At 70.0% G+C, this 11430-nt stretch carries 10 protein-coding genes and 1 tRNA gene; 4 read left to right on the top strand and 7 right to left on the bottom strand.

The window, feature by feature from the left end; translation table 11 throughout:
- Nucleotides 1-24: 24 nt before the first annotated feature.
- The 3 genes from E1202_RS30175 to E1202_RS30165 are packed head-to-tail and all read right to left on the bottom strand — an operon-like array spanning nucleotide 25 to nucleotide 2948.
- A complete protein-coding gene (locus tag E1202_RS30175; protein ID WP_408007675.1) occupies nucleotides 25-1131 on the bottom strand; it encodes a cystathionine gamma-lyase in 1107 nt (368 codons plus the stop codon).
- A 46-nt stretch (nucleotides 1132-1177) separates the two neighbouring features.
- Entirely contained in the window at nucleotides 1178-2185 is a 1008-nt protein-coding gene (locus tag E1202_RS30170) for an NAD(P)H-dependent glycerol-3-phosphate dehydrogenase (RefSeq protein ID WP_132686710.1), read from the bottom strand.
- Nucleotides 2172-2948, bottom strand: a complete 777-nt coding sequence (locus tag E1202_RS30165) for a lysophospholipid acyltransferase family protein (RefSeq protein ID WP_132686709.1) — start codon at nucleotides 2946-2948, stop codon at nucleotides 2172-2174. The genes E1202_RS30170 and E1202_RS30165 overlap by 14 nt, the downstream gene beginning before the upstream one ends.
- 123 nt (nucleotides 2949-3071) lie before the next feature.
- Between E1202_RS30165 and cofC the strand changes: the two genes are divergently transcribed.
- From cofC to E1202_RS30150, 3 genes are all read left to right on the top strand, one after another.
- Entirely contained in the window at nucleotides 3072-3716 is a 645-nt protein-coding gene (gene cofC, locus E1202_RS30160) for a 2-phospho-L-lactate guanylyltransferase (protein ID WP_235879111.1), read from the top strand.
- Nucleotides 3717-3981: 265 nt separating this feature from the next.
- Nucleotides 3982-6243, top strand: coding sequence for an RNA degradosome polyphosphate kinase (locus E1202_RS30155; protein WP_207919003.1), 2262 nt, complete (start codon nucleotides 3982-3984; stop codon nucleotides 6241-6243).
- A 36-nt stretch (nucleotides 6244-6279) separates the two neighbouring features.
- Nucleotides 6280-7272, top strand: a complete 993-nt coding sequence (locus E1202_RS30150) for an NUDIX hydrolase (protein ID WP_408007672.1) — start codon at nucleotides 6280-6282, stop codon at nucleotides 7270-7272.
- A gap of 245 nt (nucleotides 7273-7517) precedes the next feature.
- Here the strand turns inward: E1202_RS30150 and E1202_RS30145 are convergent, their stop codons facing one another.
- The 3 genes from E1202_RS30145 to leuC all read right to left on the bottom strand — a co-directional run bounded on the left by E1202_RS30145 (nucleotide 7518) and on the right by leuC (nucleotide 10474).
- Nucleotides 7518-8198 (bottom strand): HU family DNA-binding protein, encoded by a 681-nt coding sequence (locus E1202_RS30145; RefSeq protein ID WP_132686706.1) that lies wholly within the window; start codon nucleotides 8196-8198, stop codon nucleotides 7518-7520.
- A 232-nt stretch (nucleotides 8199-8430) separates the two neighbouring features.
- Nucleotides 8431-9033 (bottom strand): 3-isopropylmalate dehydratase small subunit, encoded by a 603-nt coding sequence (leuD, locus tag E1202_RS30140; RefSeq protein WP_132676579.1) that lies wholly within the window; start codon nucleotides 9031-9033, stop codon nucleotides 8431-8433.
- Nucleotides 9034-9070: 37 nt separating this feature from the next.
- Complete coding sequence (gene leuC, locus E1202_RS30135; protein ID WP_132686705.1) at nucleotides 9071-10474, bottom strand: 3-isopropylmalate dehydratase large subunit; 1404 nt, start codon at nucleotides 10472-10474, stop codon at nucleotides 9071-9073.
- Between the two features lie 91 nt (nucleotides 10475-10565).
- On the opposite strand from leuC, the gene E1202_RS30130 reads away from it, so the two are divergent.
- Complete coding sequence (locus E1202_RS30130) at nucleotides 10566-11267, top strand: IclR family transcriptional regulator (protein ID WP_165944032.1); 702 nt, start codon at nucleotides 10566-10568, stop codon at nucleotides 11265-11267.
- Between the two features lie 47 nt (nucleotides 11268-11314).
- Here E1202_RS30130 and E1202_RS30125 read toward each other — a convergent pair.
- A tRNA-Glu gene (locus tag E1202_RS30125) sits at nucleotides 11315-11387 on the bottom strand.
- Between the last annotated feature and the right edge of the window lie 43 nt (nucleotides 11388-11430).

The raw sequence follows: 11430 nt of genomic DNA, 5'->3' as shown, positions 1-11430 counted from the left end.
CAGCGGGAAGTGGGAGGGAGACGGTCAGGAGAGGGCTCGGAGGACGTCCTGGACCAGGTCGTCGGGGTTCTCGCAGCCTGCTGAGAAGCGGACGAAGCCTTCGGGGACCGGGTCGCCCCACTGGGCCCGGCGGTCGGCCGTGCTGTGCAGGCCGCCGAAGCTGGTGGCCGCGACGACCAACCGGCTCTTCGCGATGAAGGCCTGGACCGCGTCGGCGTCGGCGAGTTCGAAGCGGAAGACCCCGCCGAAGCGGCGCATCTGCCGGCTCGCCAGCTCGTGCGCCGGGTCCTGCGACCAGCCCGGCCAGCGCAGGCCGGTCACCGCCGGGTGGTCGGCGAGGGCGTCGACGAGCGCGGCGGCGTTCTCGGCCTGCCGGGACAGCCGCAGGTCGAGAGTTCCCATGCTGCGGTGCGCCAGCCACGTCTCGAACGGCCCGGGGATCGCACCGGACAGCGCACGCGCGCGCAGCAGGCGGTTCGCGAGCTCCTCGTCGCGGACCGACACGTGCCCGAGCAGGATGTCGCTGTGCCCGGACAGGGCCTTGGTGTCGCTGGCGATGACGATGTCCGCGCCGAGCTCCAGCGGACGCTGCCCCAGCGGTGTCGCGGTCGTGTTGTCGACCGCCAGCAGCGCACCGGCCGCGTGGGCGCGCTCGGCCAGCTCGGCGATGTCGCAGACGTCCCCGCCCGGGTTCGACGGCGTTTCCAGCAGCACCAGCCGCGCGCCCTCGAAGACCTCGTCGGTCCACGGGCCGGGGGTGGGGATCTCGCGCACGTCCAGACCGAGCTCGGTCAGCTCGTCGCCGACGAACTGCCGCGACGCGTAGTAGCCGTCCGAGGGCAGCACCAGCTTGTCGCCCGTCCGCAGCACCGAGCGCAGCACGGTGCTGATCGCCGCCATGCCCGAGGGCAGCAGCACGCAGCGCCCGCCGTCGAGCTCGCCGATCGCCGATTCGAGCCCGCGCCAGGTGGGATTGCCCGCGCGGCCGTAGAAATCACCGCTGGGGCCGGAGTCCCCGAGGTGGTACGGCGCGGCGAACACCGGTCCCGGCAGCAGCGGCGCTCCCGCCTCCGGTTCCGGGTGCCCGCCGTGCACCACGCGCGTTCCGTCGCCGAAATCCCCAAGATCCACTGTGGTCACTCCCGCACTCGCGATCGACGCGAGCGCGCGGACCGGATCATTCCGCCTTGCGCTCGCGTCCCAACAACTCCGCAGCGGCAGGCCCCGGCTCCAGCCCTTCGTGGCACACCCGGTGCACCACGTCGGTGATGGGCATCTCCACGCCGTGCCGGACTGCCAGCTGACGGATCGACGAGCAGGATTTCACGCCCTCCGACACCTGGCCGTGGGCAGCCTCCTGCGCCTGGGCCACCGTCTCTCCCCTGCCCAGCCGCTCGCCGAAGGTCCGATTGCGCGACAGCGGCGACGCGCAGGTCGCCACCAGGTCGCCCAGACCGGCCAGCCCGGCGAAGGTCATCGGGTCCGCGCCCAGCGCGACGCCGAGCCGCGTCGTCTCCGCCAGACCGCGCGTGATCAGCGACGACATCGTGTTGTGCCCGAAACCGAGCCCGGCCGCGATGCCGCAGGCCAGCGCGATGACGTTCTTGCAGGCCCCCGAGATCTCGATGCCCACCAGGTCGGTGTTGGTGTAGGGGCGGAAGTACCGCGTGAAGCACGCCTTCTGCAACGCCACCGCCCGCTCCTCGTCGGAACAGGCCACCACCGTCGCGGTGGGCTGACCGGCGGCGATCTCCTTGGCCAGGTTCGGCCCGGACACCACCGCGACCCGCTCCATCGGCACGTCGGCGACCTCGCCGATGACCTGGCTCATCCGCTTGAGCGTGCTCAGCTCGACGCCCTTGGCCAGGCTCACCAGCGTCACGTCCTGCGGCAGCAGCGGCTGCCAGCCGGCGAGGTTCTCGCGCAGCGTCTGGCTGGGCACCGCCAGCACCACGAATTCCGCGGCGTGCACCGCCTCGGCGGCGTCGTCGGTGGCGCGCAGCCGCTCCGGCAGGGTGATGCCGGGCAGGTAGGAGTCGTTGCAGCGGGTCTCGTTGATCTCCGCGGCCACCTGCGGACGCCGCGCCCACAGGCAGACGTCGTTGCCCGCGTCGGCGAGGACCTTCGCGAACGTGGTCCCCCAGGATCCGGCGCCCAGCACCGCGATCCGCTCAGGCTGCGCCATCGGTGCCCTTCTTCTTGCGAGCCGGGGCGTAGAACTCGGTGGGCGGCTGCTCCTCGCGGATCTCGCCGAGCAGCTCCCGAACCCGGCTCATCGCCAGGTTCGTGACCTCGCGGATCGTCTCCACGTCGGGGTTCTCGCTGCGGTAGGCCGACAGGTCCAGCGGCTCACCGATCACGTAGTTCACGGTCTTGCGCGGGAAGGGCCGGAACTTCTTGTTGTAGTGGTCGTAGATCTCGCGGGTGCCGAAGCGGGCGGCAGGGATGACGGGAATGTCGTTGGCCAGCGCCAGCCGGGCCACACCCACCTTCGGCGTCATCGGCCAGCCGTCGGGGTCCTTGGTGATCGTGCCGTCCGGGTAGATCACCAGGACCTTGCCGTTCTCCAGGCCCGAGTGCGCGTCGCGCAGGCTCTTCTGCGCGTCCGCGGTGCCCCGGTAGACCGGGATCTGCTCCACGCCGACCAGCACGTCCCTGAGCACCGGCACGTTCCACAGGCTGTTCTTGGCCATGAAGCGCGGCACCCGGGCCGTGCGGTGGACGGTGACCGCGTCGAAGATCGGGTCGAGGTGGGACACGTGGTTGAGCACGAGCAGCGCGCCGCCCTCAGCCGGGATGTTGTGCGCCCCGCGCACGCGGACGCGCGCCAGCAAGATCGTCAGCGGGTAGAACACCCAGCGGGCCAGGCCCAGCCAGAAGATGCCCATCCCGTGTGCCTTCTCGCTGGTCGTCCTCCGCTGGCGCCGGAGGTTTCTCGATTCCGCCACGGCTTTCTCCTCCAGATCTCGAGCGCCAGTCAAGTTACCCGGCCCCGGCCACGGCCTCGTCAACCAGGCGGCACTTGGGAAGCCCTCCACCGCATCGGCGGACGTTGACGCAAGATGGTTGCCGTGACCACCGAGAACACGCCCGCCACCGACGGGGTGCACCTGCTGGTACCGCTCAAGCCGCTGACTCGGGCCAAATCCCGGCTGCTGGCCGGCCGCGGATCGGCCGGGCACCTCGAGCTGGTCACCGCGATGGCGATGGACACCGTCGCCGCCGCGCGCCGTGCCCGCGGCGTCGCGGGCGTGGTGGTGGTCTCCTCCGATCCGGCGCTGACCGCGGCGTTCACCGCTCTCGGCGTCGAGGTGCTGCCCGACCACCCGGCCGACGGGCTCAACGCCGCGCTGCGCCACGGCGACGAGGTGCTGCGCGCCCGAGGAACCTTCCGCGTCGGCGCGCTGCAGGCCGACCTTCCCGCGCTGCGCTCCGGTGAACTCGGCTGGGCGCTGCGCGCGGCGGGAACCGACCGCTCGTACTGCCCGGACCTCTCGGGAGACGGCACGACGCTGCTGCTGGCCGAACCCGACCAGCCCCTGGACCCGCGCTTCGGCCCGGGCTCCGCCGAAGCGCACGGCGAGTCAGGAGCCAAAACCCTCGCCGGACCGTGGGAGTCGCTGCGCCGCGACGTCGACACCGAAGCCGACCTGGCCTCGGCGAGAACCGTCGGACTCGGACCCCGCACCAGCGCTCGGCTCGGCCTCGGCGAGTGAGCGGAAGGTTCTCCTGCGCAGGTCACCGCCGCTGACTCCGGTGACAGGTAGCTTCCCCTGCGCAGGTCAGCACCGCGGCTCGCGCTGATGACAGGAAAGTCCCCCTCCTCCCGCCACGGCCCGGAGGAAGGGGCCCTTCCGGTCATCCGGGTGGCAGAGGGGTTCCCTTCCGCACGTCACACGAGGTTCCGCTGTGGTCGGACGAACATCAGATGAACGGCCTCGTTGCTCGATCTGAAACGGTTTTCTGAGCGACAATGGCTCGGTGAGCACGAACAGCGACCGGTCGCCGAAGCGGCCCGCCAAACGCACCTCGTCCGCAGGCAAGGCGGCAGCGAGCCGCGCACCGCGTCCTGCTCGCCGCACGACCGCCGCCGGCAACGAGGCGAACGGGCCGCTGCCCGCGGTCACCAGCGGTGCCCGCGTTCCTTCGGCGCCGCCCGCTGTGACCAGGGCTGCGGCCTCGACGGACCTGCCCGAGGACCGGTACCTCAACCGGGAGCTGTCCTGGCTGGACTTCAACGCGCGCGTGCTGGCCTTCGCCGAGGACCAGTCGCAGCCGGTGCTGGAGCGGGCGAAGTTCATGGCGATCTTCGCCTCCAACCTGGATGAGTTCTACATGGTGCGCGTCGCCGGGCTGAAGCGCCGCGAGGAGACCGGGCTGTCGGTGCGCAGCGCCGACGGGCTCACCCCGCACGAGCAGCTGGTCCGCATAGCCGCGCGCAACCAGGACCTGATGGAGAAGCTCGGCCGGGTCTTCGTCGACGAGCTGCTGCCGGAGCTCGACGCCCACGGCATCCGCATCCTCGACTGGGGCGAGCTCGCCTCGGACGACCAGGCCAAGCTCACCCGCTACTTCGAGGACCACATCTTCCCGGTCCTCACACCGCTGGCGGTCGACCCGGCGCACCCGTTCCCCTACATCTCCGGGCTTTCGCTGAACCTCGCGGTCACGGTGACCGACCCGGACGCCGGTTTGCGCCGCTTCGCGCGGGTGAAGGTCCCCGACAACGTGCCGCGGCTGATCCGCGTGGAGGCCGACCGGGAGAACGAGCTCGCGACGTTCCTGCCGCTGGAAGAGCTCATCGCCGCGCACCTGAGCAAGCTGTTCCCGGGCATGCGCGTCTCCGAGCACCACATCTTCCGTGTCACCCGCAACGCCGACCTGGAGGTCGAGGAGGACCGCGACGAGGACCTGCTGCAGGCGATGGAGCGCGAACTCGCGCGCCGCCGCTTCGGTCCGCCGGTGCGCCTGGAAGTCACCGACACCATGAGCGAGAACATGCTCGAGCTCCTGCTGCGCGAGCTGGAGGTCGATCAGCACGACGTGGTGGAGGTCAAGGGCCTGCTCGACCTGTCCTGCCTGTTCCAGCTGGACAAGCTGCAACGGCCGGACCTCAAGAACGCCCCGTTCGTCCCGGCCACGCACCCGGCGTTCGCCGAGGGCCAGACGCCCAAGAGCATCTTCTCGACGCTGCGCGAGGGCGACGTGCTGGTGCACCACCCCTACGACTCGTTCTCCACCTCGGTGCAGCGCTTCATCGAGCAGGCGGCGGCCGACCCGCACGTGCTGGCGATCAAGCAGACCCTGTACCGCACCTCGGGCGACTCGCCGATCGTCAACGCGCTCATCGACGCCGCCGAGGCGGGCAAGCAGGTCGTGGCCCTGGTGGAGCTCAAGGCGCGCTTCGACGAGCAGGCCAACATCCAGTGGGCGCGCACCCTGGAGCGCTCGGGCGTGCACGTCGTCTACGGCCTGGTCGGGCTGAAGACGCACTGCAAGACCTCGCTCGTGGTGCGCCAGGAGGGTTCGACGATCCGCCGCTACTGCCACCTGGGCACCGGCAACTACAACCCCAAGACCGCGCGCATCTACGAGGACCTGGGCCTGCTGACGGCGTCCCCGGAGATCGGCGCCGACCTCACCGACCTGTTCAACGTGCTCACCGGTTACGCCCGGCACGGCGATTACCGCCGCATCCTGGTGTCCCCGCAGGGCATCCGCAACGGGATCGTGGAGCGGGTCGAGGCCGAGATCGAGCGCGCCAGGCAGGGTTTGAGCTGCGGGGTCCGGATGAAGGTGAACTCGCTGGTCGACGAGCAGATCATCGACGCCCTCTACCGCGCCTCGCTGGCCGGTGTGCCGGTGCAGGTCGTGGTGCGCGGCATCTGCGCCCTCAAGGCCGGCGTGGACGGGATCAGCGAGAACATCGAGGTGCGTTCGATCCTCGGGCGGTTCCTGGAGCACTCGCGGGTGTTCCACTTCGTCGGCATCGACGAGCACTGGCTGGGCAGCGCCGACATGATGCACCGCAACCTGGACCGCCGCATCGAGGTCCAGGTCCGCGTCACCGACGCGAAGCTGACCGCGCAGATGGACGCGATGCTGGATTCCGCGCTGCACCCCTCGACGCGCTGCTGGGTGCTCAACGCCAAGGGAGACTGGGAAGCCTCCCCGCGCAGCGGCGAGCAGGTCCGCGACCACCAGACCGAGATGCTGTCCGGCCACGGCGCCAAGGTGTCGTAGGAAAATCGTTCCCAGGCTTTGTTGAGGAAGTAGAGCGTGACCGACAACATCCCGGTTGCCGAAGCGGTCGAGGTGCCCGCGCTCGTGCGCGCGGCGGGAGCCGTGCTGTGGCGGCCCGGTGCCCAGGGCCCTGAGGTGGCGCTGGTGCACCGCCCCCGGTACGACGACTGGTCGCTGCCCAAGGGAAAGCTCGACCCGGGTGAGCTCCCCGCGCAGGCGGCGGTCCGCGAGGTCGCCGAGGAGACCGGGTTTTCGTCCGTGCTCGTGCGCCCGCTCGCGCAGGTGCGCTACGCGGTCCCGACCCGCTCGGGCGAATCCGCGCCGAAGATCGTCGATTACTTCTCCGCACGCCTGCGCGCCGGCGAGTTCGCGCCCAACGACGAAGTGGACGAACTCCGCTGGCTGCCGCTGGAGCAGGCGCGTGCGGAGTTGAGCTATCCGCATGATGCTCGAGTCCTCGACGCATTCGACCAGTCCCGCGAGGAAACGGCGACGGTATTGCTGGTTCGCCACGCGAAAGCGGGCAAACGATCCGAATGGTCCGGAGATGACGCTCTTCGTCCGCTCAGCGAAGCGGGCCGCAAACAACGGGACGCATTGCATTCCCTGTTGCCGTTGTTCGCACCTTCCCGGATCTATTCGGCTCCGCGCGTGCGCTGCGAACAAACCGTGGCCCCGGTGGCCGGGGACGGCGGAATCGACATCGTGAGCGAACCGCTGTTCTCCGAAGAGATCTATTCGGCGGACCCGCAGGCGGGCGTGCGAGCGCTGCTGGAGGTGGCGGCCGAGGGCGGCACCAGCGTGGTGTCCAGCCAGGGAGGCGTCATCCCGGATCTGGTGACGCGGCTGGCCGATTCGGCCGGGCTGCCGCTGGACGAGGTGGCCTCGCGCAAGGGCAGCGTGTGGACGTTGACCTTCCGGCCGGACGAGCGCACCGACGACGGCAAGGCGCCCGGACTGCGCCTCGCGGCGGCGGACTACCTTCCGGATCCGCTGGCCCGGGCGCGAAGAACCCCTGCAGGGCGCTGATCGCGCCGCAGAGCGCCGTCGCAGGCGCCTCGGCCGCAGGGGCTCGGCCAACGGCGTTCCGGCGCTCTGCGGGCGCCTGAAGCGCCCGCACGCGGGAACGGCCGGAGGGGGAAGCGACCCGCCGCACCTGAGGCGGCGGGTTTTCGCCTTTTCCCAAAGCATTGAGCGGGCGGCGGCACGCCCCCGGGATGGGGGCTATGCCGCCGCCCGCTCGGCCCACTGAAGCTCGCAGTCGAAGCGAGCGATCACTTCTTGGTGGACTTGCGCGTCGTCGTGGCCTTCTTGGTGGCCGGGCGCGTCGTCTTCGCGGTGGACTTCGGCGCCGCCTTGGTCGTGCTGGCCTTGGCGGTGCTGGCCCGCTTGGTGGTGGCCGACTTCGCCGGGGTCGCCTTGGCCGTGCTGGCCTTGGTGGTGGCCCGCTTCGGCGCAGCCTTCGTGGTGCCGGCCTTGGCGGTGCTCGCCTTGGGGGCCTTGGCGGTCGAAGCCTTGGCGGGGGCGGCCTTCGCCGTGGTGCGGGTGGCGGTCTTGGTGGCCGCGGCACGCGTGGTGGTGGCCTTGCGAGCGGTCGTGGTCTTGCTCGCCGAGGCGGTGCGCGTGGTCACGCCGCGCGTGGTGGCAGCCTTGCCGGAGGTCGTCGCACGCGGGAGCTTCCGCTGGCCGCCGACGACTTCCTTGAACTGGGTGCCGGCGCGGAACGCGGGAACGTTGGTCTTCTTGACCTTCACGCTCTCACCGGTGCGCGGGTTCCGGGCGACTCGAGCCGCGCGAGCGCGCTTCTCGAAAACGCCAAAACCGGTGATGTTGACCTTCTCGCCTTTGTTGACGTTGCGAACGATGATGTCGACGACGTCTTCAACGGCCTGGCTGGCGGTCTTCTTGTCTCCGAGGCGTTCTGCCAGAGCCTCGATCAGTTGGGCCTTGTTCACTTCAGTCCCTCCCAGGACACAACAACGGCCCCGTTGGGCCGACTCAATGTCAACGGTAAAGCCCCGGAACAACAAATGCCATTCGCCACGCCCCATTTTTTCGTTGGGGCGCGGGCATTCGAGTCCGGGCAACGGGGTCCGCGCAGTGCTTGGAGCAACTGTTCAGTTGTCCCGATCGGGACGGATTTCTCCTGCTGTGAAAGGAAAAACCCGTCCCGAGGCGGGGGAAGCCTCAGCCCTTGCGGGCGGGCAGGGTGGCGGGCTTGAAACTCTGGCGCCCAGCCTCAAAAGTGTCGATCGTCTCGGCGTGGCGCAGGGTCAAACCGATGTCGTCGAGCCCTTCCAGCAGCCGCCAGCGGGTGTAGTCATCGATGCTGAAGGGCACCGTGAGGTCCTTGGCCTGGACGGTGAGTTCCTGAAGATCCACCGTGACAGCGGTACCCGGCTCGGTCTCCAGCAGCTTCCAGAGCAGTTCCACATCGGACTGCTCGCACTGGGCGGCCAGCAGGCCCTGCTTGCCCGAATTGCCGCGGAAGATGTCCGCGAAACGGCTCGAGATGACCACTCGGAAGCCGTAGTCCTTCAGCGCCCACACCGCGTGCTCGCGGGAGGACCCGGTGCCGAAGTCGGGCCCGGCGACCAGCACGCTGCCGGAGGAGAAGGGTTCCTGATTGAGGATGAACTCCTCGTCACCGCGCCAGGCGGCGAACAGCGCGTCCTCGAAGCCCGTGCGGGAGACCCGCTTGAGGTACACGGCGGGGATGATCTGGTCGGTGTCCACGTTGGACCGGCGCAGCGGGACGCCGACCCCGGTGTGCGTCTTGAACGGTTCCATCGTCACTGCTCCTGGTGGTAGAGAGCTCGGGAGGTGGTCAGTCGAGGTCCTCGGGCGAGGAGAGCGTCCCGCGCACCGCCGTGGCCGCGGCCACCAGCGGCGAAACCAGGTGGGTACGGCCGCCCTTGCCCTGCCTGCCCTCGAAGTTGCGGTTGGAGGTCGAGGCGCTGCGCTCACCCGGGTCCAGCTGGTCCGGGTTCATGCCCAGGCACATCGAACAACCGGCCGAACGCCATTCCGCTCCGGCGGCGGTGAAAACCTCGTGCAGCCCTTCGCTCTCGGCCTGCAGCCGCACCTTCATCGAGCCGGGCACGACGAGCATCCGGGTGTTGCCCGCGACCTTGCGGCCCTTGATGACCTCAGCCGCGGCCCGCAGGTCCTCCAGGCGGCCGTTGGTGCAGGAGCCCAGGAAGACGGTGTCCACGCGCACCTCGCGCAGCGGCATGCCCGCGGTCAAGCCCATGTAGGCCAACGCCTTTTCGGCGGCGAAGCGCTCGCCCTCGTCGACGATGGTCTCCGGGTCGGGCACGTTCTCGCCCAGCGGCAGGCCCTGGCCGGGGTTGGTGCCCCAGGTGACGAACGGGGTGAGTTCGTCGGCGTTGAGGGTGACTTCCGCGTCGAAGGTGGCGTCGTCGTCGGTGCGCAGCGTCGTCCAGTACTCGACGGCGGCGTCCCAGTCGGCCCCCTCGGGGGCGTGCGGGCGGCCCTCGAGGTACTCGAAAGTCGTGTCGTCGGGCGCGATCATGCCCGCCCGCGCACCGGCCTCGATCGACATGTTGCAGATGGTCATGCGGGCTTCCATCGACAGCTGGCGCACGGCCTCGCCGCGGTACTCCAGCACGTAGCCCTGGCCACCGCCGGTGCCGATCTTGGCGATGACGGCGAGGATGACGTCCTTGCTCGTCACACCGGGGCGCAGCGAGCCCTCGATGTTGATGGCCATGGTCTTGAACGGCCTCAGCGGCAGCGTCTGGGTGGCCAGCACGTGCTCCACCTCGGAGGTGCCGATCCCGAAGGCCAGCGCGCCGAACGCGCCGTGCGTGGAGGTGTGGCTGTCGCCGCAGACGACGGTGGTGCCGGGCTGGGTGAGGCCGAGCTGCGGGCCCACCACGTGGACGATGCCCTGCTCGGCATCGCCCATCGGGTGCAGCCGGATGCCGAACTCCGCGCAGTTCTTGCGCAGCGTTTCGACCTGGGTCCGCGACACCGGGTCGGCGATCGGCAGATCGAGGCCGACGGTGGGGACGTTGTGGTCTTCGGTGGCGATCGTCAGGTCGGGGCGCCGCACTTCGCGGCCGGCCAGCCGGAGCCCTTCGAAGGCCTGCGGGCTGGTGACTTCGTGCACCAGGTGGAGATCGATGTAGAGCAGGTCGGGCTCGTGCCCTTCACCTTGGCGCACGATGTGCGCGTCCCACACCTTCTCCGCGAGCGTTTTTCCCATCACTGCTCCCAGTCGAGCGCGCCGAGACCCGAGGAAAGGGGCCTCTCCCACAGAGTGGACTTCCCAGATGCCGGGAAGTTAGTATCGGTACGTGGGACAGCATAGCGGCATCGGAGTGTTGGACAAGGCAGTGGCCGTTCTGCAGGCGGTGGCTCAGGAGCCGTGTGGCCTGGCGGAACTGTGCGGCCGCACGGGGCTGCCTCGGGCGACGGCGCACCGCTTGGCGGTGGGCCTGGAGACGCATCGCCTGTTGCGCCGTGGTTCGGACGGCCGGTGGCGGCCTGGCGCGGCGTTGGCGGAGCTGGCCGGCGGTGCGGTGGATCCGCTGCTGGAGGCGGCGTCCACGGTGCTGCCCAAACTCCGGGATGTCACGGGTGAAAGCGTCCAACTGTACCGCCGGGACGGCATGCAGCGCTTGTGCATAGCGACGGCGGAGCCGCCGAGCGGTTTGCGGGACACGGTCCCGGTGGGCACGGCTCTGTCGATGACGGCGGGGTCGGGCGCGAAGGTCTTGGCTTCGTGGGCGGATCCGGCGACGCAGCGCGCGGTGCTCGCGGAGGCGGTCTTCGGGGAGCGCACGTTGCTGGAGGTGCGCCGCAGGGGCTGGGCCCAGAGCGTGGCGGAGCGCGAGGCGGGCGTGGCGAGCGTCTCGGCGCCGGTGCGGGACAACCAGGGCGCGGTGGTCGCGGCGATCTCGGTCTCGGGCCCGATCGACCGCATGGGCCGCAGGCCGGGCGCCCGCTGGGCGGCGGACCTGCTGGCAGCGGCAGAAGGCCTGCAGAACAGGCTCTGACCAAAGGAGAAGGGCCCCGGATGAACTTCCGGGGCCCTTCTGCGTTGTAGTCCCGACGGGATTTGAACCCGCGCTACCGCCTTGAGAGGGCGGCGTCCTAGGCCGCTAGACGACGGGACCGCGCAACAGGGACAACGATACAACACCCCAGAACCCCCAGGAA

This window comes from Saccharopolyspora karakumensis, assembly GCF_004349225.1.
Taxonomy (GTDB): Bacteria; Actinomycetota; Actinomycetes; order Mycobacteriales; family Pseudonocardiaceae; genus Saccharopolyspora; species Saccharopolyspora endophytica.
Note: the sequence above shows the minus strand (reverse complement) of the source record. Positions and strands in the feature narration are given on the sequence as shown.

Excerpts from the sequence above, each read along its gene's own strand:
- E1202_RS30170 (WP_132686710.1), bottom strand. The coding sequence starts at position 2,185 with ATGGCGCAGCCTGAGCGGATCGCGGTGCTGGGCGCCGGATCCTGGGGG.
- leuD (WP_132676579.1), bottom strand. The coding sequence starts at position 9,033 with ATGGAACCGTTCAAGACGCACACCGGGGTCGGCGTCCCGCTGCGCCGG.
- leuC (WP_132686705.1), bottom strand. The coding sequence starts at position 10,474 with ATGGGAAAAACGCTCGCGGAGAAGGTGTGGGACGCGCACATCGTGCGC.